Consider the following 21,985-nt stretch of genomic DNA (forward strand, 5'->3'; position numbering starts at 1 on the left):
AGGCCGCACTCACACCGGCCGGGACGCGCGCCGCGAGGCCCGACACCCGGAGGCCGCGATGCTGATCGACTTCTTCTATTCGCTGCGCGCGGCGAAGCTGTCGGTCTCGGTGAAGGAATACCTGACGCTGCTCGACGCGCTGCGCCGCGACGTGATCCCGCCGTCGATCGACGCGTTCTACTACCTCGCGCGCATGACGCTGGTGAAGGACGAGCAGTATTTCGACCGCTTCGACCAGGCCTTCGGCGCCTATTTCAAGGGCGTCGCGTCGCTGCCCGCCGCGGCGTTCGACCTGCCGGCCGACTGGCTCGAACAGAAGATGCGGCGCGAGCTGACGCCCGAGGAAAAGGCGCAGATCGAGGCGCTGGGCGGCCTCGACAAGCTGATGGAGCGGCTGCGCGAGCTGTTCGACGAGCAGCAGGAACGCCACGAAGGCGGCAACAAATGGATCGGCACCGGCGGCACCTCGCCGTTCGGGCATGGCGGCTACAACCCGGAAGGCATCCGCATGGGCGGGCCGTCGGCCGGCAACCGCACCGCGCTGAAGGTGTGGGAGGCGCGCGCCTACCGCGACTACGACGATTCGGTCGAACTGGGCACGCGCAACATCAAGGTCGCGCTGCGCCGGCTGCGCCGCTTCGCGCGCGAGGGCGCGGCCGACGAGCTCGACCTGCCCGGCACGATCCGCAGCACCGCCGCGAACGCCGGCTGGCTCGACCTGCGGATGGTGCCCGAGCGGCACAACCACGTGAAGGTGCTGATGCTGCTCGACGTGGGCGGCTCGATGGACGATCACATCGCCCGCACCGAGGAACTGTTCTCGGCGGCGAAGGCCGAGTTCAAGCATCTCGAGTTCTACTATTTCCACAACTGCGTCTACGACTTTCTCTGGAAGCACAACCGCCGCCGCCACGCGGAACGCACGCCCACCTGGGACATCCTTCACAAGTTCACGCCCGACACCAAGCTGATCTTCGTCGGCGACGCCACCATGAGCCCCTATGAGGTGGTGCAGCCGGGCGGCTCGGTCGAGTACAACAATCCCGAGGCCGGCGCGGTCTGGCTGCGCCGGCTTGCCGACCAGTTCCCGCATCACGCCTGGCTCAATCCCGAGCCCGAACGGCTCTGGGAATACCGGCAGTCGATCGCGATCATCCGCGACCTGCTCGGCACGCGGATGTACCCGCTCACGCTTGCCGGACTGGAAGCCGCGATGCGCCAGTTGAGCAAATAGCGGCGTCGTTCCCTTTTTTCTCCGAACATCCTGCCGTCTTTTTCGCGTTTCCGCCTTTTTCCGCTCTTCCGTTTTTCCGCGCCGGCGTGCATTCTGCTACGTTCGCCGCGGCGCCCGATCCGTTATTGCCGTTCCTCCTCTCCGGAGCTCTCGCCACATGAATTCGTCTCACGCGCCAGGCACGCCGCCCGCCGCTTCCCCTTCGCGTTTCTTCGCGGATACCTCGGTGTCCGCGCTCGTCGCCGGCTTCGTCGCGATGATGACGGGCTACACCAGCGCGCTGGTGCTGATGTTCCAGGCCGGGCGCGCCGCGCACCTGAGCGACGCGCAGATCTCGTCGTGGATCTGGGCGCTGTCGATCAGCATGGGCCTGACCACGGTCGGCCTGTCGCTGCGCTACCGCGCGCCGATCGTCACCGCGTGGTCGACGCCGGGCGCCGCGCTGCTGATCGCCTCGCTGCCCGGCGTGCCGTACCCCTACGCGATCGGCGCGTTCGTGGTCTGCGCGCTGCTGCTGACGGCGGTGGGCGTGAGCGGCGTGTTCGACGCGCTGATGAAGCGGATTCCGGCCGGCATCGCTTCGGCTCTGCTGGCCGGCATCCTGTTCGAGATCGGCATCGAGATCTTCCACGCCGCGCAGATCCAGCCCGCGCTCGTGATCACGATGTTCTTCACCTATCTGGTGATCAAGCGCTTCGTGCCGCGCTACGCGATCGTCACCACGCTCGCCGCGGGCACGGCCGTTGCGGGGTCACTCGACCTGCTCGACTTCAGCCGCTTCCACGTCGCGCTCGCGCATCCGGTGCTGACCATGCCGGCCTTCTCGGTCGCCTCGATCATCAGCATCGGGATTCCGCTGTTCATCGTCGCGATGGCTTCACAGAACGTGCCCGGCATCGCCGTGCTGCGCGCCGACGGCTACCGCACGCCGTCCTCGCCGCTGATCTCCACCACCGGCCTCGCCTCGCTCGTGTTCGCGCCGTTCGGCTCGCACGGCATCAATCTCGCGGCGATCACGGCGGCCATCTGCACCGGCCCCGAGGCGCACGCCGAGCATGGCCGCCGCTACACGGCGGCGATCTGGTGCGGGCTGTTCTACCTGATCGCGGGCGTGTTCGGCGCGACCATCGCCGCGCTGTTCGACGCGCTGCCGAAGGCGCTGGTGGTGTCGGTGGCCGCGCTCGCGCTGTTCGGCTCGATCATGAGCGGGCTCGCCAACGCGATGCAGGAGGTCCGGCAGCGCGAGGCGGCGCTCGTCACGTTCATGGTGACGGCCTCGGGCCTCACGCTGCTGTCGATCGGCTCGGCGTTCTGGGGGCTGGTGGCCGGCATCGCCACGCAGGTCATCCTGAACGCGCGGCGCGCCTGAGGGGCCGGCCGCCTCCCGCCCGCGCGCGGTTCGGGGCTCGCCGGTTCAAGGCGGCGCGTCACGGACGTGTCGGCCAATCGGGCCTAGAATAGAGGATTCCGGCAGCCGGGCCCGCGCGGCCCGGCCGGCCTGCTTCGCCGCCGCGCGCTCCGCCGCGCGGCCCTCCGTCGAACCCGGCGCGCTGCGCCCATCCCACGACTCGCCATGACTACCGCACTCGACCAGCTGAAGCAGTACACGACCGTCGTCGCCGATACCGGCGATTTCCAGCAGCTCGCGCAATACCAGCCGCAGGACGCGACCACCAATCCTTCGCTGATTCTGAAGGCGGTCCAGAAGGACGCCTACAAGCCGCTCCTCGAAAAGACCGTGCGCGACCACGCGGGCGAGACCACCGGCGTGATCATCGACCGCCTGCTGGTGGCGTTCGGCACCGAGATCCTCAAGCTGATCCCGGGCCGCGTCTCGACCGAAGTGGACGCGCGCCTGTCGTTCGACGCGCAGGCCTCGATCGACAAGGGCCGCGAGCTGATCCGTCTCTATGAAGCCGCCGGCATCGGCCGCGAGCGCGTGCTGATCAAGCTCGCCTCGACCTGGGAAGGCGTGCGCGCCGCCGAGGTGCTGCAGAAGGAAGGCATCAAGTGCAACATGACGCTGCTGTTCTCGCTGGCGCAGGCCGCCGCCTGCGCCGAAGCGGGCGCGCAGCTGATCTCGCCGTTCGTCGGCCGCATCTACGACTGGTACAAGAAGCAGGCCGGCGCCGACTGGGACGAGGTGAAGAACGGCGGCGCGAACGATCCGGGCGTGCAGTCGGTACGCCGCATCTACGCGTACTACAAGAAGTTCGGCTACAAGACCGAAGTGATGGGCGCGAGCTTCCGCACCACCGGACAGATCGTCGAACTGGCCGGCTGCGACCTGCTGACGATCAGCCCCGACCTGCTGCAGAAGCTGCACGAGAGCAACGACAAGGTCGAGCGCAAGCTGTCGGCCGACCATGCCGGCGACGCGCCGGCCGATCGCGTGGCGATCGACGAATCGTCGTTCCGCTTCCAGCTCAACGACGACGCGATGGCCACCGAGAAACTCGCCGAAGGCATCCGCGCGTTCGCCGCCGACGCGGTGAAGCTCGAAGGCCTGATCGAAGCGCTGCGCTGATCGAAGCGCCGAGCCGGCGTCGTTGCCGACCGCCGGCTCGACGTTGCTTCTCCGCCTGAAACGGCCGCCTCGCGCGGCCGTTTTCACGTCCATGCCGCGTTCGGCGCACTACAATCGTCGATGCGGCGCGCCATGCCGCGATCCGGTCTCATCAGTATGACGAATGATTTCTTCAGGAGACGACGATGCAAATCCAACCGTATCTGTTCTTCGGCGGACGCTGCGACGAGGCGATCGCGTTCTATCGCGACACGCTCGGCGCGCAGATCCAGCTGCTGATGCGCTACCGCGATGCGCCGCCGAACCCCGACATGCCGGTCGACGCGGCCGCGGCCGACAAGGTGATGCATGCGAGCTTGCGCATCGGCGAATCGATGCTGATGTGCTCGGACGGCGATGTCCGGCAGGCCGCGCCGCAGGTTCACGATGGCTATTCGCTGTCGCTGAATCCCGCCACGCTCGACGAGGGGCGCCGCCGGTTCGACGCGCTCGCGGCCGGCGGCACGGTCGTCATGCCGTTCGGCCCGACGTTCTGGGCGCTCGGCTTCGGCATGCTGCGCGACCGCTTCGGCGTTCACTGGATGATCAACGTCGAGGACCCGGCCGCGCGTCCCGCCGCATGAAAAAACGGGCCGCGGCATGGCTCGCCGCGGCCCGTTTTTCTCACGCCTCGTGCAGGCGTCGTCTTTTCCGCTCGCGCCGCCTGAATAGTTGTGCGAACAACGATCCGGAGTGCGTGACGAACCGCGCGAATCCGCTCAGATCGCGAACGTATCCCGATCGCCGCCGGCCGACGCGCGCAGCGCGTCCACCCACTTGTGCGCGGGCAGCTTGAGCTGGGTGCCGATCAGGTTCGCGCGTGCCTCGAGTTGCGCATACGGCACCGACAGCGCGGGGCCGGAGAACGCGAGCGCGATCCGGTTGCCTTCGTGGACTTCCGGCAGCGCGATCACGCGCTGGTCGAACGCCGCGTTCAGATGCTTCATGTTGCGCACGAAGCTCGGATGATCGCCGAACAGGTTGATGGTCGCGATGCCGGCCTCGGCCAGGCACGCGCGCGCCGCCCGGTAGAACGCAACGGTGTCGAGCACCGGGCCGCGCGCGGTCGCGTCGTAGAGGTCGATCTGCAGCGCGCCGATGGTGCCGCGGTTGGCCGCGTCGTTGACGAAATCCCAGGCGTCGGCCTCGTGCACGGTCAGCCGCTCGTCGTCCGGCGGCATCGCGAACATCGTGCGGGCCGCCACGATCACGGCCGGATTCAGCTCGACGGCCTCGACCCGCGCGCGCGGCAGAAAGGCGTGCGCGAACTTGGTCAGCGCGCCGGTGCCGAGCCCGAGCTGGACGATCCGTTCGGGCGTTTCGAGGAACAGCAGCCACGCCATCATCTGTTGCGCGTATTCGAGTTCGATCGCGAGCGGCTTCGACAGCCGCATCGCGCCCTGCACCCACTCGGTGCCGAAATGCAGGTAGCGCACCCCCTGCTCCTCAGAGAACGTGACAGGTGCGAAGCGCGGCTTGCGCGGCGCCTCGATGACCGGCGCGTCGCTGAGGTCGTCGTGGTTCGCGCGCGACTTCAGGCGCGGGGTGCCGCGGGCATTGGTGCGCTGTTCGGCACGTTGCTCGGTTCGCGCGTCGTCGCGGGAAAACGCACGCGCCTCGGCGGACGCGCGCTTGATCAGTCGGGTCATCTGGCATTTCGCGCGACAGGGCGCGACTCGGTGAAAAAATGGCGGGAACGAGAGGATAGCACCGGTGGGCGGGCGCCCCGTATTCCCGTCGCGCGGCCGTTGCATGTGCATCGCGGCGGCTCGTCGGCCAGCATCGCGCGTAGCCGGAGAAGCCTCGATCATCCTGATACGCGGCCGATGACAACGATTGCGGGCCGCCCCGCCGAAAGCCGGCTCGAATCCCGGGAAGGCATTCGAAGGAAAACAATTCAAGATTTGTAATCTCGTGCCGTTATTGCCAATCGAAGACGAGATCAGAGCTCGTCGACCAGGTCACGGGGCCGCCCCGCCGGACTCACGCCGGGGACGCCGGCTCGTCGGGGCCTCGCCTGTATCGCATTCAACAAGAACGAGAGGAAAAACCGGCATGTCCATCGTTGTTCGCGCAATCTTCCTGATCGCGCCCGTTGCACTCTTGAGCGCATGCGCCATGGTGGCGCCCCCCTACTCCCCCGCCGTCGACAACATCCAGTCGCTCAAGAACATCAGTACCGCCAACGCGAAAATCGGCGAGTTCGCGTCGACACCGAGCGACAAGAATCCGTATCCGGTTCCGCTGCGGGCCAACAACCTGAAATCTCCGGTCGGACACTCGTTCGGCGATTACCTGGCCGACGCGATGACGCGGGAATTGCAGCTCGCGGGCAAGCTTTCGCCACAAAGCGACGTGGAGATCAAGGCCACGTTGCTCGAAAACGACATCGACGTCGGCATCGCAACCGGCGCGGCGCGGCTGTCGGCACGCTTCATCGTGATGCGCTCGGGCGCGACGCGCTACGACCAGATCAAGTCCGCCCATACGCAGTGGGACTCGTCGTTCGCCGCCATAATCGCCGTACCGAAGGCACGCGAGGAATATCCGCTCGCCGTCCAGAAGCTGCTCGGCGAGCTGTACGCCGATCCCGCCTTCCTTGACGCCATTCGATAACACGACTATTACACCAAGAGGAGCCAGACGCATGACCCTGATTCGAACCCTAGCCGCAGCCGGCGTGATCGCCGCGCTGTCGGGCTGCGCGCATGAGATTTCGCTGACCGGCGACGTGAACAAGATCCCGGCGCTGTCGACGCCGCCGCTCGAAAAGACGGTCGGCCTCGTGATCACCGACGAGCAGCTGGCGAGCGAGGCGGTCACGCCCGGCGGCGGCGGCGACAAGGTCAGCTACCACCCGTATCACGATCTCGAATTGCCGCTCTACGTCGGGCTCGGCCACGTGTTCAAGAACGTCACCAAGCTCAAGAGCGCGCCGGACGCGGCGACGATCCAGGCCAAGCATCTCGACTACGTGATCGTGCCGACCATCAAGACGACCTCGTCGTCGTCCAGCATCGTCACCTGGCCGCCCACCGACTTCTCGGTGACGCTCACCTGCACCGTGGCGGACCCGAGCGGCCAGACGGTGCTGACCGAGGACGTAACGGGCACCGGCCATGCCGAATTCAGCCAGTTCAAACACAACCTGAGCCTTTCCGGTCAGCTAGCGGCGGCCGATGCGGTGTCGCGGCTGCAATCGGCACTGGCCCAGGCGCCCGAACTGCAGAAGTAAGCGTGCGCGGCGCAACGGTCCGAATCCTCCGCCGCGTCGCATCTCGATGTATCGATGTATCAGGCGGGGCGCACCGTCCGGTGCCCCGCCACGGCGAGCTTCGCGTATCGAGCCGAAACTCCTCGCCCAGACCAATCCAACTAATCAAACCGATCGGCTTCACACCGGCAACGCGCCACACGCCGCCACCCTCGCTAAGCCGGCAGCAACTGCCGCCACGCAAGCAGCTTGTCCGCGTAGGGAACCGCCGCATAGGCCGGGCTGCTCGACGGCAGCCGCAGCAGCCGATAGCGCGCGCCGCGCTCGCCCAGCGCACGCGTGCCGAGCTTCGCGGCCGTGCCGCCGTTGAACGCGATGGTGGTCAGGTTCGGCAGGGTGTCGACGAGCGCGACCAGATCGTTGCTGGCGTGATCGCGAATCCGGCTGTCGAGGCTGCCGATCCGCGTGGCTTCGGCCACCACGTCCCACAGGCCGACGCGGTGCCGCAGCAGTGTGTCGAGCCGGCTCGCGTAGTCGAGCGCGACCAGTTCGATGCCGAGCACGTCGCCGAGCAGGCGCCAGAAACGGTTCTGCGGATGCGCGTAATACTGGCTTTGCGCCAGCGAGACCTCGCCCGGCAGGCTGCCGAGGATCAGCACGCGCGTGTGGACGTCGACCACCGGCGCAAAGCTACGCTTGAGCGTCACGGCCGGACGTCCCGCCGATGCGATCGCAGCGCGTGCGTGCCGCGCGCGCCGGCCGGCTCGCTGTCGATGCCCGCCATCACACGCCGCCACAAGCCCGGCAGCATGCATTCGGTGACCATCAACGGCGCCTGATGCCGCTCGAACACCGAACGCCGCGCGACGAACGCATGCGGCAGCGCTTCCCCCACCGGCAGCGCGCGCGCCGCGAGCGCATGCAGCGGATGCCCGGCGATCACGCGCCGGCTGACGAGCGCCGAGCGCCCGACCTGCGGATCACTGTAGAGCAGCTCGGCGAGCGGCCGCGTGCGCAGCCGCCGGATCGCCTGCCAGACGCCGCGGCTCGCGCCGAGCGGCGTCAGGCTGTGCGCGGCCACGCAGGGCTCGCCGTCGACGCTGAGCACCACTTCGCGCACCCAGCACGCGGTGCGCGGCGTGCCGCCCAGCGCGGCCGGCTCGTCGGCCCACGGCACGGCCACCGTCTCGCGCGTGACGGCCACGCTGACCTTGCCGAGCGCGGCGAGGTGCGCGGTCAGCGAGCCGCCGCGCGTGAGCCAGTCCTTCTGCGCGGCCGCGAGGCCGGGGCGCGGGGTGGCGCACCAGCTCGCGTCGGCCGCGCCGAATCGCACGTGCGTCACGCGTGTTACGCGCCGCGCGAGAGCAGCAGCGCGTTGGTGCGCTTGACGAACGCGGCCGGATCCTCGAGCGCGCCGCCCTCGGCGAGCAGCGCCTGGTCGAGCAGCAGGTGGCACCAGTCGGCGAAGTCGGCACCGTCGGTGTTCAACTGCTTGATCAGCGCGTGGTCGGGGTTGATCTCGAGGATCGGCTGCATCGACGGCGCCTGCTGGCCGGCCGCCTTCAGCATGCGCTGCAGGTAGCCGCTCATGTCGTGGTCGTCGGCTACCAGGCACGACGGCGAATCGGTCAGGCGGAACGTCACGCGCACGTCCTTCACCTTGTCGCCGAGCGTTTCCTTGATCTTCTCGACCACCGGCTTCATCGCCTCGCCGGTTTCCTCCTGCGCCTTCTTTTCCTCGTCGTCGAGCGCGCCGAGGTCGAGGTCGCCGCGCGCCACGCTCGCCAGCGGCTTGCCGTCGAACTCGTTCAGGTACGAGAGCAGCCACTCGTCGACGCGGTCGGTCAGCAGCAGCACTTCCACACCCTTCTTGCGGAACACTTCCAGATGCGGGCTGTGGGTCGCGGCCTGCCACGTGTCGGCCGTCACGTAGTAGATCTTCGACTGCTCGGGCTTCATGCGCGCGACGTAGTCGGCCAGCGACACGTTCTGCTCGGCGGTCTCGCCGTGCGTCGAGGCGAAGCGCAGCAGCTTGGCCACGCGCTCGCGGTTCGCGTGGTCCTCGCCGACGCCTTCCTTCAGCACCTGGCCGAACTCGGTCCAGAACGTCTTGTACTTCTCCTTGCCGGCGTCGTCCTCGGCGTTGGCCAGTTCCTCGAGCATCGACAGCACGCGCTTGGTCACGCCGTCGCGAATCGTGCGCACGTCGCGGCTTTCCTGCAGGATTTCACGCGAGACGTTGAGCGGCAGGTCGGCCGAATCGACGATCCCCTTCACGAAGCGCAGGTACTGCGGCAGCAGCTGCTCGGCGTCGTCCATGATGAACACGCGCTTCACGTACAGCTTCAGGCCGCCGCGATAGTCGCGGTTCCACAGGTCGAACGGCGCGTGCGCGGGCAGGTACAGCAGCTGCGTATACTCGCTGCGGCCCTCGACGCGGTTGTGGGTCCAGGCGAGCGGGTCCTGGTGGTCGTGCGCGAGGTGCTGGTAGAACTGCTTGTACTGCTCCTCGCTGATGTCCTGCTTCGAACGGGTCCAGAGCGCGCTCGCCTGGTTGATGGTCTCGTCCTCGTCCTTCTCGACCATCTCGCCCTTTTCCTGGTCCCACTCTTCCTGCTTCATCAGGATCGGCAGGCCGACGTGGTCCGAGTACTTGCGGATGATCGACTTGAGCTGGTGCGACGAGAGCAGGTCGTCCTCGCCTTCGCGCAGGTGCAGCGTGATGGTGGTGCCGCGCTGCGCGCGCTCGATCGCGTCGACCGTGAAATCGCCCTCGCCGGCGCTTTCCCAGCGCACGCCTTCGCTGGCCGGGGTGCCGGCGCGGCGCGTCTCGACCGTGATGCGGTCGGCGACGATGAAGCCCGAGTAGAAGCCCACGCCGAACTGGCCGATCAGCGCGGCGTCACGCTGCTGGTCGCCCGAGAGCTTCGAGAAGAATTCCTTGGTGCCCGAGCGCGCGATCGTGCCGAGGTTCGCGATCGCCTCGTCGCGGCTCATGCCGATGCCGTTGTCGTCGATCGTGATGGTGCGCGCGGCCTTGTCGAAGCCGATGCGGATCCGCAGGTTCGGATCGTTCTCGTAGAGCGCGCCGTTCTCGAGCGCCTCGAAACGGAGCTTGTCGGCTGCGTCGGACGCGTTCGACACCAGTTCGCGAAGGAAGATTTCCTTGTTGCTGTACAGCGAATGGATCATCAGATGGAGGAGTTGCTTGACCTCCGCCTGGAAGCTCATCGTTTCATGTGCCATGGGCGTATTCCCGTTGCTGGATGGGTTGAATGGATGTCCGGTGGCGCCGCGGCGAGCGGCCCCGTGCGCAAGACGCGGTGCGCGGGGCCGGATCGGGCGCCGAATCCGTCTTCGGGCACCGAAATGGGGCCGGCCGCGGCGATTTCAAGACCCTGTCGCCGACAATGGCTTGTCGCCAAGGCGCCCGCAACGCAATCCGGGGGGCGGGCGGCCGCCGTCAGGCCGCGTCGAGCCCGCCGCGCTCGCCTTCCGTCGCGCGGCGCGGCACCGAGTCGAGATAGCGCGCGAGAAACGCGGCCAGCGCCGGATCGCCGCAATTCGCGATGTTGAAGCGCGTCCAGGTGGACGGCGACTGCTGCGGCGAGAACAGGCTGCCCGGCGTCAGCAGGAAGCCGGCCTCGTGCGCGGCGGCGGCCAGCGCGTCGGCGTCGGCGCCGGTGTCGGCCCACAGGAACATGCCGGCCGCCGGCGTCGTGAACAGCCGCATGCCGACGCGCTCGAGCATCCTCGCGGTCTTGTCGCGCACGCCGTCGAGCCGCCCGCGCAGCCGCTCGACGTGGCGCCGGTAATGGCCGTCGGTCAGCACCTTGTACAGCACGCGCTCGTTGAGCTCCGGGGTGGCCATGCCGGCCAGCATCTTCTGGTCGGTCAGCGCGTCCGCGATCTCGCGCGAGCAGGCGATGTAGCCGACCCGCAGGTTCGCCGCCAGCGTCTTCGAGAAGCTGCCGAGCAGGATCACGCGCTTCAGCTGGTCGAGGCTCGCGAGCCGCGTGGCCGGATAGCGGGCCGGGCAGAGATCGCCGTAGATGTCGTCCTCGACCACCAGGAAATCGTAAGCCTCGGCGAGCCGCAGGATGCGGAACGCCTGCGCGGCCGACAGCGAGGTGCCGGTGGGATTCTGCAGCACCGAATTGATCACCAGCATCTTCGGCCGCCACTGCTGGACCAGCGCCTCGAGCGCGTCGAGATCGGGGCCGTCTGGCGTGTACGGCATGCCGACCAGCCGCGCGCCCTGCGACGCGAATCGCCCGAACATCTGGAACCAGGCCGGATCGCCGACGATCACGGCATCGCCCGGGCGCACGTAGAGCCGCGCGATCAGGTCGATCGCATGCGTGACGCCGGATACCAGCACGATCTGCTCCGGGGTCGCGCCGACCTCGAATTCGGCGAGCCGCGTCTGCAGCTGCTGGCGCAGCGGCAGGAAACCCTGCGCGCTGCCGAGCCCGAGCATCTGCGCGCCGGTCTGGCGGCCGAGCGCGCGCAGCGCGCTGGTGATCAGCTCGCCGTCGAGCCAGCGCGCCGGCAGGTAGCCGAGCCCCGGCCCCTTTTCCGGGCTGACCGTGTGCAGCATGTTGCGCAGCAGCCAGACCACGTCGATCGGATTGTCGACCGGCACGGGCGGCGCCCCGCCGGCGCGCCGCGCGGCTTCGCCCGGCAGCGCGGCGGGCGTGCGCTCGCGCACGTAGAAGCCGGAGCCGCGCCGCGAGTCGAGATAGCCCTGCGCGACGAGCCGCTCGTAGGCCTCGACCACCGTGAAGCGCGACACGTTCTTGTCCACCGCGAGCTTGCGGATCGACGGCATGCGCATGCCGGGCCGGAACACGCGCTCGTCGATGCGCCGCCGCGCCCACTGCACGAGCTGGTCGACCAGCGTCAGCGTGGCCGTGTCGTGCGGCGCGGGAATCTGGTCGAGCGGAACGGTGGACATCGCGGCCCCTTGAAAACTGTACAGAAAAGTATCGCGCCGATTGTACCGTTACTGTTCCGGTCGGCGCGATTACAGTTTTCCCATCGCCACGGTGCGCGCGTGATGGTCGGTGATGGTCGTCATCACGCGCCGCGCATGGCCGTCCGGACGGATGCCCGCTACCCTCGCACGATCCGCCCGCCCCTTCGCGCGGTGCCTCGCGGACCGATCGTCCCGGCGCCGCCGACGCGGCCCGCCAGGTGTCCGGCGGCGTGGCCGCCTCCGTCCGCCCGCGCCGGCCGATGCCTGCTTCCGCCCGCGTCGGCCCGACCGGGGAACGGCTACCGCCTGTTTTCACCGCACCGATTTCGTTGTTCGACCCAAGATGACCGCACCCGCGCTGAAACTGGACCATCTCGTCGTCGCCGCGCGCACGCTCGACGAAGGCACCGCCCATGTCGTCGACACGCTCGGCATCGAGCCGGCCGGCGGCGGCGCGCATCCGCTGATGCGTACCCACAACCGGCTGTTCGGACTGTGGGGCGGCGCCTACCTCGAGGTGATCGCGATCGATCCCGACGCGAGCGCGCCGGCCGGCACGACGCCGCGCCCGCGCCTGTTCGCGCTCGACGCGCCGGCGATGCGCGCGCGCCTCGACCGCGGGCCGGCGCTGATCCACTGGGTGGCGCGCGTCGAGCCGCCGAGGCAGCTCGATCGATGGCGGCGCCAGTACCCGGCGCTGATCGCGCCCGTCGCGCGGATGCGGCGCGGCGACTGGCACTGGAGCCTGACGGTACCGGCCGACGGTTCGCTGCCGGGCGCGGCGGGCGTGGCCGGCCACGGCGTCGTGCCGTCGCTGATCCAGTGGGACACCGCGCGCCATCCGTCCGACGCGCTGCCGCATGGCGACGTCGCGCTGCATTCGCTGGCGGCGACGCATCCCCAGGCGGCAGCGCTCACCGCGCCGCTGGCGCGGCTCGGCGTCGGCCACCTGATCTCGCTCGCGAGCGCCGCGGCCGGCGAGGGCGAGGATGGCGACGATGACGCGGGCGCCACGCTCGTCGCCACCTTCGACACGCCGCGCGGCCCGCGCACGCTGCGCTGAACGGCGCGCACGGCCTGCCGACGACCTACCCGATTCCCATACCAACGACATCAGGAGCCCCACCCACATGTCCGATTCGCGCGAAACCCGAGGCATGCTGCTCGGCCTGCTCGGCGTGATGATCTTCAGCCTCACGCTGCCGATGACGCGCGTCGTCGTCGCCGAATTCCACCCGCTGCTCAACGGCCTCGGCCGCGCGCTGGTGGCCGCGGTGCCGGCCGCGCTGCTGCTCTGGTGGCGCCGCGAGCGCTGGCCGACGCGCGCCCAGCTGAAAAGCCTGGCGGTGGTCTCGGCCGGCGTGATCGTCGCCTATCCGGTGTTCTCGGCCTGGTCGATGAAGACGGTGCCGGCCGCGCACGGCGCCGTCGTCAACGGCCTGCAGCCGCTGCTGGTGGCGCTCTACGCGGCCTGGCTGTCGGGCGAGCGGCCGTCGCGCGGCTTCTGGGCGAGCGCGCTCGCCGGCAGCGCGCTGGTGATCCTGTACGCGCTGCGCGACGGCGGCGGCACCGCGCGCGCGGGCGACCTGCTGATGCTGGTGGCGGTCGGCATCGGCGCGCTCGGCTATGCCGAGGGCGCGCGCCTGGCCAGGCAGATCGGCGGCTGGCAGGTGATCTGCTGGGCGCTGGTGGTGTCGGCGCCGTTCCTGGTGCTGCCGGTGGGCTGGCTCGGCTGGCAGCATCACCTCGCGCACCCCGGCCCGGTGCGCCCCGCCGTCTGGCTCGCGTTCGGCTACGTCACGCTGTTCTCGCAGCTGCTCGGCTTCTTCGCCTGGTACGCGGGCCTCGCGACGGGCGGCACCGCGCGCGTCGGCCAGGTGCAGCTGCTGCAGATCTTCTTCACGATCGCGTTCTCCGCGCTGCTGTTCGGGGAATCGGTCGCGCCGTCGACCTGGCTGTTCGCGGCCGCGGTGATCGCCACCGTCGTGCTGGGCCGCCGCGCCGGCGTGCGCACCCTGCCCCTGCCCGCTCGCGCGGGCTGATCCCGCGCGTGATGATCGACGTCGATGTCGACGTTGGCTTCGATGCGTGTTTCGCCTGACTGACCGACCAAGGAAACGAGATGAACCCGAGCGACCTGCCCCAACCGAACTGGCGCCTGTCCGAACGCGCCCGCAAGCTGACCAGCTCCGCGATCCGCGAGATCCTGAAGGTCACCGAACGCCCGGAAGTCATTTCGTTCGCGGGCGGCCTGCCCTCGCCGGCCACGTTTCCGGCCGAGCGCATGCGCGAGGCCGCCGAGCGCGTGCTGCGCGACGCGCCGGCCGCGGCGCTCCAGTACAGCGCGACGGAAGGCTTCCTGCCGCTGCGCGAGTGGATCGCCGAGCGCTACCGCGTGCGCCTCACGCAGGTGCTGATCACCACCGGTTCGCAGCAGGCGCTCGACCTGCTCGGCAAGGTGCTGATCGATCCGGGCAGCCGCGTGCTGGTGGAGACGCCCACCTACCTCGGCGCGCTGCAGTCGTTCTCGCTCTACGAGCCGGCCTACGTGCAGGTGCCGAGCGACGAGGCCGGGCTCGTGCCCGAGGCGCTGGTGCCGGCGCTCACGCGCGAGGCGCGCCTGCTCTACGCGCAGCCGAACTTCCAGAATCCGACCGGGCGCCGCATGCCGGTGGCGCGCCGCGAGGCGCTCGCCGCGTTCGCGCGCGAGAGCGCGTTCCCGGTGATCGAGGACGATCCCTACGGCGCGCTCAACTACCAGGGCGAGCCGCTGCCGACCATGCTGTCGATGGCGCCCGACCACATCGTGCATCTCGGCACGTTCTCGAAGGTGCTCGCGCCGGGCCTGCGGATCGGCTACGTGATCGCGCCCGAGGCGCTGCACTTCAAGCTCGTGCAGGCCAAGCAGGCCACCGACCTGCACACGCCGTCGCTGACGCAGCGGATCGCCCACGAAGTGATCCGCGACAACTTCCTCGATACGCACGTCCCGACCATCCGCGCGCTGTATGCCGCACAATGTGAGGCGATGCTCGGTTCGCTCGCGCGTCACATGCCCGAAGGCGTGACCTGGAACCGCCCCGAGGGCGGCATGTTCATCTGGGTGCAGCTGCCGAAGGGCATCGACAGCATGGCGCTGCTCGAGGCCGCGATCGCGCAGCACGTGGCGTTCGTGCCCGGCGCGCCGTTCTTCGCCGACGACGCGCAGGCCAACACGCTGCGCCTGTCGTTCGTGACGGTACCGCCCGAGCAGATCGAGCAGAGCATCGCGCGCCTCGGCCAGCTGCTGCGCGAGCGCGTCTGACGCGACGCGCCGGGCCTGACCGGGTCCCGGCGCGCACCGATAGTTCACTACCACGAGGAAATACGACAGATGGCAAACGTCTACGACAAACTGAAGGCACTCGGCATCGAACTCCCGAGCGCGGGCGCACCGGCCGCGGCCTACGTGATGAGCGCGCAGAGCGGCAACACCGTCTACCTGTCCGGCCACATCGCCAAGCAGGACGGCAAGGTGTGGGTCGGCAAGCTCGGCGCGGACCTCTCCACCGACGACGGCAAGCGCGCCGCGCGCAACGTCGCGATCGACCTGCTCGCCACGCTGCACGCGCATACCGGCGACCTGAACAAGGTCAAGCGCGTCGTCAAGCTGATGAGCCTCGTCAATTCGACGCTCGAGTTCACCGAGCAGCATCTCGTCACGAACGGCGCCTCCGAGTTGATCGCCGAGGTGTTCGGCGACGCCGGCAAGCATGCGCGCTCGGCGTTCGGCGTCGCGCAGATCCCGCTCGGCGCCTGCGTCGAGATCGAACTGATCGCGGAAGTCGAATGACGGCCCGGCGCGTTCGCTTCAAGCAGGTCGACGTCTTCACGGCGGTGCCGATGCGCGGCAACCCGCTCGCGGTGATCTTCGACGCGGACGGCCTGTCCGATGCCGACATGCGGGCGATCGCGCACTGGACGAACCTGTCCGAGACGACCTTCGTCTGCGAGCCGACCGATCCGGCCGCCGACTACCGCGTGCGGATCTTCACCACGGGCGGCGAGCTGCCGTTCGCGGGCCATCCGACGCTCGGCACCGCCCACGCGGTGCGCGAGGCGGGGCTCGCGCCGCGCACGCCCGGGCGCCTGATCCAGCAATGCGGCGCCGGGCTCGTCGAGTTGCGCGAGGCCGAGCACGGCCGGCGCGCGTTCGCGGCGCCGCCCGCGCGCGTCACGCCGCTGCCCGAGGCCGCGTGGCCGGCGCTGGCCGCCGCGCTGCGCAGCCCGGCGGTGCGTTTCGAGGAGGCGCCGCCGTGCGGCGTCGACAACGGCGCGCCGTGGCTCGTGGTGCGTCTCGCCACGGCCGCCGACTGCCTCGCGCTGGCCCCCGACGCGCAGGCGCTCGGCGCGCTCGCCGAATCGGTCGGCGCGCACGGCCTGGCCGCCTATGCGCCGCACCCGGCCGGCGGCCCGGCCACCTTCGAGGTGCGCTGCCTGATGACGGGCGAGCAGTTCGGCCTCGGCGAGGACCCCGTCACCGGCAGCGCCAACGCCGCCATCGCCGGCCTGCTCGCGCGCGGCGGCCCGCCGCCCGGGCGCGGCTACACGGTGCGCCAGGGCACCGCGATCGGCCGCGACGGCCGCGTGTCGGTCGAATACGACGACACCGGGAAAATCTGGATAGGCGGTGACGCCGTCACTGTGGTGGACGGCACGTTCCTGCTGCCCTGAGCCGCGCCGGGCGGGCCTTTCGCGCCGCCCGGCCGCGCGCTCGCGAAGCCGCGGTCCGGACCCTGCCGGTGCTTCGCAGGACACGGGACGCCGGCGCCGGGCGCCGAATGTCGCAGCCCGCATCTCGGTTTTTGCCCTCGCTATCTAATTCCCTTTTCAACCAGTAATATCGGGACTCATCGGTCGCCGATGCAGCCGTCGGCGGCATGGTCGGATGATTCGTGGTACTGGCGTTCGGGCGTCGCCGCAGGCGCGCCGCGCCGGACCGCGCGCATCGGCCGGACCATTCACCCGCGCCGGGGCCGGCGCCGGGTTCAACCGGGAGATCGACCGCCTGTCGCGCGTCGCGCACGGGCGGCGAGTCGTTGAAGGAGTCGGATACCAAACCCAACCCGCGAAGGTCGGGAGCGACACCACCGCGCGAGCGCGGCCGGAAGAGAGCCGGCCCGTCGCGCCCAGGGCGGCACGCAGGCGTGCCGCCGGGTCCACGCATGCCATCGCGAGCTGTCGTTGCCGTCGTGTCCAAACACGCATCCATGTCGATCAGCCGTTAGCCATCCGATGAATTCTCCTCGCCACCTCGCCGCGCAGGCGCGCCTGTCGCGTGGGCGCAAGACCCGCCGCCGCGCGCTGTTCGCGATCCCCGTGCTCGGCGTGATCGCGCTCGCGCTGCTGTGGGCGGTGATCGTCATGCGGCTGTCGGTCGAGAAGGACAGCGCCTATCGCGAGGCGGCCGCCTCCGCCGCGATCCTCTCCACCGCGCTCGAGCAGCACACCATCAAGGCGATCCATCAGGTCGACCAGATCACGCGCTTCGTCAAATACGAGTTCGAGAAGTCGCCCGATCACTTCAACCTCGCGAGCACGGTCGAGAAAGGCGTGGTGCCGAGCGACACGCTGATCCAGGTCTCGCTCGTCAACGCCGAGGGGCAGCTGCTCGCCAACACCAACGAACTGCACCCGAAGCCGCTCGACCTGTCGGACCGCGAGCACTTCCAGGTCCACGCGAGCCACAACGACGACGAGCTCTACATCAGCCGCCCGGTACTCGGCCGCGTATCGGGCCAGTGGACGCTGCAGATGACGCGCCGGCTCAACACCCCCGACGGCAGGTTCGCCGGCGTGGTGGTGGTGTCCGAGGACCCGAGCTACTTCACGAGCGACTTCTACAACAACGCGGCGATCGGCCGGGACGGCGTGATCGCGGTGGTGTCCGACACCGGCGCGGTGCTGGCGCGCCGCACCGGCTCGTCGGCCAACGCGGCGGGCGCGTTCTCGGCGAGCGGCGTCTACCCGATCGCCGAACGCGTCTCGGGCACCTACGCGGACCCGATCGACGGCACCCAGCGCATCGTCTCGTACCGGCATCTCGACGGCTATCCGCTCGGCGTGCTGGTGGGCCTTTCTCAGGCCGAGGAAATGGCCGACTACAACCACACGCGCAACGTCTATCTGCTGATGACGAGCTTCATCACGCTCGCGATGCTGGCGTTCTTCGGCGTGGCCACCGGCCTGATCGGCAAGCTGCTCGGGCGCGAGCGCGAGATGACCCAGCTCGCCGAATACGACCTGCTGACCGGCCTGGCGAACCGCTACACCACGCTGCGCGCGCTGCGCAACGAGGTGGCGCAGCCGTCGAGCCTGAAGCGGCTCGCGATCCTGTTCATCGATCTCGACAACTTCAAGACCGTCAACGACACGCTCGGCCACAACGCCGGCGACATCGTGCTGCAGATGACGGCGGCCCGCCTGTCCGACGCCGTGGCCGACCAGGGCACGCTGGCGCGGATCGGCGGCGACGAATTCGTGGTGGTGGTCAAGGGCGACGGCGCCGAGGCGCGCGCGGTGCGGCTCGCCGAATCGGTGATCCGCATGTTCGGCAAGCCGTTCGACGTGCGCGGCAGCACCTTCGTGCTGCATGCGAGCATCGGCATCGCGCTGCATTCGGTGGCCAACGAGAGCGAGATCGACCTGCTCAAGAAGGCCGATCTGGCGATGTACAGCGCCAAGGACGCCGGCAAGAACTGTTACCAGTTCTACGCGCCGCACCTCTCGCACCGCGCCGACCACCTGATGCGCTGGGAACAGCAGCTGCGCGTGGCGCTGGCCGAGGGGCAGCTGTTCCTCGCCTACCAGCCGAAGATCGATCTGGCGCGACGCTGCATCACCGGCTTCGAGGCGCTGGTGCGCTGGGACCATCCCGAGCACGGCGTGATTGCCGCCAACGAGTTCATCTCGATCGCCGAATCGACCGGGTTGATCGTGCCGATCGGCGACTACGTGGTGCGCACCGCGTGCCGGCAGCTCGCGCGCTGGCGCGAGGAAGGCCACGACACGCTGACGCTGGCCGTCAACATCTCGCCCGTGCAGTTCTGGCGCGGCGACCTGATCGAGACGATCTCGGCCGCGCTCGACGAGACGCGCATCAACGCGAGCCGACTCGAGATCGAGATCACCGAGACCGCGATGATGGAGTACCCCGAACTCGTCTCGGACAAGATCGTCGCGCTGAAGAAGCTCGGCATCCGCATCGCGCTCGACGATTTCGGCACCGGCTATTCTTCGCTGTCCTACCTGCACCGCTTCGCCGTCGACACGCTGAAGGTGGACCGCTCGTTCGTGCAGGCGATCCCGGCCGACCGCAGCGTCTGCGTGATGGTCTCGTCGATCGTCCATCTCGCGCGCGCGCTCGGGCTGACGGTGGTGGTCGAGGGCACCGAGACCGACGAGCAGGTCGCGTGGCTCTCGGCGCTGGGACCGATCCAGGCGCAGGGCTTCCTGTTCTCGCGCCCGGTGCCGGCCGATGCGATTCCCGCCCTGCTCGCCCGCTTCGGCGTGTGCGGCGCACGCGAGCCGCGCGAACTGCGCGATACGCCGCCGCGCGCGCTCGCCAGCTTCACCGACGCGCCGGGCGACGGCCGCACGGACTGAGCGACACCGGCGGCGGCGGCCGCAGCGGCAGCCGCGCAGTCGCCGCGACGAACACCGCAGCAGCAGAAGCGATGCGATAGCGACAGTGATAGCAGCAACGACCGCGGTAACGACAGCAGCAACCGCGTCCGCCGTGCGAAACCCGCCCCGCACGGCCGCGCGTCACGGCGACGTGAGAAGCGCGGGCCGCCCGTTCCCGGAGCCGGCCCGCGGCCAAACAAGGCGGAATCGACGCCGCGCTGGCCGGCGCACGTCGCTGAGAGCGCACAACAACATGAATACGACAACCGATGGCGCCGCCGCGCGCGGCGAGCGGGAATCCCTGTGGTCGCTGTTCTGGATCGTCGCGGGCGTGTCCGCGGTGTCATGGGGCGGCCTCGCGATGATGGCGCAGCTCGAGCGCCATTACGTCGAGCGCACCGGGCGGTTCGACCCCGCCGCCTACGCCGATCTCGTCGCCCTCGCCTGGATCGTGCCCGGCCCGGTCGGCTGCAACGTCGCGATCCAGCTCGGGCAGGCGCTGCGCGGGCGTGCCGGCGCCTGGCTCGCCGGCCTCGCGAGCGTGCTGCCGTTCTTCGTGCCGATGACGCTGTTCGCGATCTTCTATCGCGCGCCAGCGGTGCGCTCGCTCGCGGCGCCGATGCTGCTGCATGCGTTCGGCATGGTGCTCGCCGCGCTGATCGGCGTGACCTGGCGGCGCCAGATCCGCACGCTCGCGACCGGGCCGGCCGAGCGGCGGGTGGCGGCCGCCGCGACGGTGCTGCTGCTGACGGCGCACCGGCCCGGCACGTTCGTCGCGATCCTGGCGGGCGCGTTCGCCTGGGGCTGGTTCAGCAGCACGGCGCGCGGCGTGGCACCGCGGCCGCGGCTCGCCGGCGCCGAGCGCCCGATCCTGCTGGCGCTGGTGCTGCTGGTGGCGTTGTTCGCGCTGCCGCTGCCGGACGCCGTCGAGGCCAAGCTGCTGTGGATGCGGCTCGCCGGCGCCGGCATGACGCTGTTCGGCGGCGGCTTCTCGGCGCTGCCGGTGCTGAAGGCGCTGTTCGTCACGCCGGCCACCGGCCTGTCCGACGCCGATTTCACGCTGGCCTTCGCGCTCTCGCCGGTCTCGCCCGGGCCGCTGCTGAACGTCGTGCCGTTCCTCGGCTACCTGATGGACGGCTGGCGCGGCGCGCTGCTCGGCACGGCCGCGCTGTTCATCCCGTCCGGCTGCCTGGTGGTGCTGGCGCAGCGGCACCTGCACCGGCTGCGCCGCAACCCGCGTTTCGAGCACGGCATGCGGATGCTGCGCGCGGCCACCACCGCGTTCCTCGCGATCGCGGTGGTGCGCATCCTGATCGGCATGCCGGCCGCGCCCGGCTATTGGGCGGTCGGCGCACTGGCCTGCCTCGCGTTCGCGCGCTTCGGCGTGCCGGTCTACGCGGTGTACGGGACCGTGGCGGCCGGCTGCGGGGGATGGCTGCTGTTCGCGACGCATTGAGCGGCGCGCCTGGGCGTGATCGAGTTGCGGTGGAGTCTGTGATCGAGCCGCGCATGGCGCGCCGCCGGTCTGGCAACGCGCGATGCGGGAAAACGGACGACGGGAACGTGGAACGGTGGCGGCCGCGATACGGCGCCAGCGACATCAGATCGACTCGGTGCCGCCAAGCCGGCCGCCCGTGACGCGCGGCCGGGCCGGCGTCATGTCCAGCCGGCAGCGCGTGCCGTGCGCGCGTTCAGAAGCCGCGCGAGAGCACCGCGAAGGCGATCGTCACGACGCCGAGCACGAGGTTCACCATCACCAGCGTGCGCATCGCCGAGACCGCGCGCGCGCCGTCCGGCCAGTTCTGCGCCTGCACGGCGCGGCGGATGCGCGGGAAGATCGCGAAGCGGATATGGCCGAAGATCAGCATCATCAGCACGCCGATGCCGGCCATCGCGTGCAGCGGCCAGGTCGCGTGCGCGCCGCCGAACGCCGTCAGCAGGTAGCCGCCCGTGAGCAGCGTGACGATCACGGCACCCGCCACCCAGTTGAAGAAGCGGCCGAACACGGCTTCCACGAGCGGCAGCCGCAGCTGCGGCGAGAGATCCGACAGCGCGGGGCGCAGGCAAAAATGCGCGAACACCATTCCGCCCACCCACACCGCGACGGCGAGAAGGTGGAGGAACAGCGCAACGGCGATGGCGTGGGACATGAGCAATCCTGTGGGGTGTCGTTATTGGATGAAACGAGGTGAAAACCCGGCGGCATCGCCGCGAACGGCGACGCGACGGCCGCGGCATGACCGGGTTCGACCGCCGCGCGCCCGGTCGGTTCGGCCGGGCGCGCGATTTCGGGTGAAATCGCCCGAAATCGCGGCACGGCCGTCATGC

The 21,985-nt window shown here is 69.7% G+C and carries 19 protein-coding genes; 13 read left to right on the plus strand and 6 right to left on the minus strand.

The genetic code is table 11. The features are described from left to right. The first annotated feature begins 58 nt into the window (after positions 1-58). From BpN12_RS28965 to BpN12_RS28980, 4 genes are all read left to right on the plus strand, one after another. The gene (locus BpN12_RS28965; protein ID WP_246795589.1) at positions 59-1,234 is read left to right on the plus strand and encodes a vWA domain-containing protein; all 1,176 of its coding nucleotides are present in this window, start codon (positions 59-61) and stop codon (positions 1,232-1,234) included. Between the two features lie 157 nt (positions 1,235-1,391). Further along, positions 1,392-2,603, plus strand: coding sequence for a benzoate/H(+) symporter BenE family transporter (locus BpN12_RS28970; RefSeq protein WP_246795590.1), 1,212 nt, complete (start codon positions 1,392-1,394; stop codon positions 2,601-2,603). Positions 2,604-2,807: 204 nt separating this feature from the next. Continuing rightward, on the plus strand, positions 2,808-3,761 hold the full coding sequence (tal, locus tag BpN12_RS28975) for a transaldolase (protein WP_246795591.1): 954 nt from the start codon (positions 2,808-2,810) through the stop codon (positions 3,759-3,761). 185 nt (positions 3,762-3,946) lie between these two features. Then, a complete protein-coding gene (locus BpN12_RS28980) occupies positions 3,947-4,384 on the plus strand; it encodes a VOC family protein (RefSeq protein ID WP_246795592.1) in 438 nt (145 codons plus the stop codon). Positions 4,385-4,519: 135 nt separating this feature from the next. Here BpN12_RS28980 and BpN12_RS28985 read toward each other — a convergent pair whose 3' ends face one another. Next, on the minus strand, positions 4,520-5,449 hold the full coding sequence (locus tag BpN12_RS28985) for a class I SAM-dependent methyltransferase (RefSeq protein ID WP_246795593.1): 930 nt from the start codon (positions 5,447-5,449) through the stop codon (positions 4,520-4,522). 406 nt (positions 5,450-5,855) lie between these two features. On the opposite strand from BpN12_RS28985, the gene BpN12_RS28990 reads away from it, so the two are divergent. Both BpN12_RS28990 and BpN12_RS28995 read left to right on the plus strand, forming a co-directional pair. Next, positions 5,856-6,416 (plus strand): hypothetical protein, encoded by a 561-nt coding sequence (locus BpN12_RS28990; protein ID WP_246795594.1) that lies wholly within the window; start codon positions 5,856-5,858, stop codon positions 6,414-6,416. A 31-nt stretch (positions 6,417-6,447) separates the two neighbouring features. Continuing rightward, complete coding sequence (locus BpN12_RS28995) at positions 6,448-7,035, plus strand: hypothetical protein (protein ID WP_246795595.1); 588 nt, start codon at positions 6,448-6,450, stop codon at positions 7,033-7,035. A 194-nt stretch (positions 7,036-7,229) separates the two neighbouring features. On the opposite strand, the gene BpN12_RS29000 is transcribed toward BpN12_RS28995, so the two are convergent. The 4 genes from BpN12_RS29000 to BpN12_RS29015 form a co-directional block, all read right to left on the minus strand. After that, positions 7,230-7,721: a DNA-deoxyinosine glycosylase gene (locus BpN12_RS29000; protein WP_246795596.1), complete on the minus strand. Its 492-nt coding sequence runs from the start codon at positions 7,719-7,721 to the stop codon at positions 7,230-7,232. Continuing rightward, complete coding sequence (locus tag BpN12_RS29005) at positions 7,718-8,347, minus strand: chorismate--pyruvate lyase family protein (RefSeq protein ID WP_246798036.1); 630 nt, start codon at positions 8,345-8,347, stop codon at positions 7,718-7,720. The genes BpN12_RS29000 and BpN12_RS29005 overlap by 4 nt, the downstream gene beginning before the upstream one ends. 14 nt (positions 8,348-8,361) lie before the next feature. Then, positions 8,362-10,260, minus strand: a complete 1,899-nt coding sequence (gene htpG / locus BpN12_RS29010; RefSeq protein ID WP_246795597.1) for a molecular chaperone HtpG — start codon at positions 10,258-10,260, stop codon at positions 8,362-8,364. Positions 10,261-10,477: 217 nt separating this feature from the next. Further along, positions 10,478-11,971: an aminotransferase-like domain-containing protein gene (locus BpN12_RS29015; protein ID WP_246795598.1), complete on the minus strand. Its 1,494-nt coding sequence runs from the start codon at positions 11,969-11,971 to the stop codon at positions 10,478-10,480. A gap of 364 nt (positions 11,972-12,335) precedes the next feature. Between BpN12_RS29015 and BpN12_RS29020 the strand changes: the two genes are divergently transcribed. The 7 genes from BpN12_RS29020 (at position 12,336) to BpN12_RS29050 (ending at position 21,113) form a co-directional block, all read left to right on the plus strand. Continuing rightward, complete coding sequence (locus BpN12_RS29020; protein WP_246795599.1) at positions 12,336-13,055, plus strand: VOC family protein; 720 nt, start codon at positions 12,336-12,338, stop codon at positions 13,053-13,055. Positions 13,056-13,122: 67 nt separating this feature from the next. Beyond that, a complete protein-coding gene (locus BpN12_RS29025; RefSeq protein ID WP_246795600.1) occupies positions 13,123-14,034 on the plus strand; it encodes a DMT family transporter in 912 nt (303 codons plus the stop codon). An 80-nt stretch (positions 14,035-14,114) separates the two neighbouring features. Next, a complete protein-coding gene (locus BpN12_RS29030; protein WP_246795601.1) occupies positions 14,115-15,296 on the plus strand; it encodes an aminotransferase-like domain-containing protein in 1,182 nt (393 codons plus the stop codon). A gap of 69 nt (positions 15,297-15,365) precedes the next feature. Next, a complete protein-coding gene (locus BpN12_RS29035; RefSeq protein ID WP_246795602.1) occupies positions 15,366-15,824 on the plus strand; it encodes a RidA family protein in 459 nt (152 codons plus the stop codon). Continuing rightward, positions 15,821-16,705, plus strand: a complete 885-nt coding sequence (locus tag BpN12_RS29040) for a PhzF family phenazine biosynthesis protein (protein ID WP_246795603.1) — start codon at positions 15,821-15,823, stop codon at positions 16,703-16,705. Before BpN12_RS29035 ends, BpN12_RS29040 begins: the two co-directional genes overlap by 4 nt. Positions 16,706-17,266: 561 nt before the next feature. After that, the gene (locus BpN12_RS29045) at positions 17,267-19,636 is read left to right on the plus strand and encodes a bifunctional diguanylate cyclase/phosphodiesterase (protein ID WP_246795604.1); all 2,370 of its coding nucleotides are present in this window, start codon (positions 17,267-17,269) and stop codon (positions 19,634-19,636) included. Between the two features lie 274 nt (positions 19,637-19,910). Further along, positions 19,911-21,113 (plus strand): chromate transporter, encoded by a 1,203-nt coding sequence (locus BpN12_RS29050; protein ID WP_246795605.1) that lies wholly within the window; start codon positions 19,911-19,913, stop codon positions 21,111-21,113. Between the two features lie 235 nt (positions 21,114-21,348). Here the strand turns inward: BpN12_RS29050 and BpN12_RS29055 are convergent, their stop codons facing one another. Further along, the gene (locus BpN12_RS29055) at positions 21,349-21,807 is read right to left on the minus strand and encodes a CopD family protein (protein ID WP_198251465.1); all 459 of its coding nucleotides are present in this window, start codon (positions 21,805-21,807) and stop codon (positions 21,349-21,351) included. Positions 21,808-21,985 lie beyond the last annotated feature (178 nt).

Origin of the sequence: Burkholderia perseverans, from assembly GCF_022870505.1 — a bacterium.
Classification (GTDB): Bacteria; Pseudomonadota; Gammaproteobacteria; order Burkholderiales; family Burkholderiaceae; genus Burkholderia; species Burkholderia plantarii.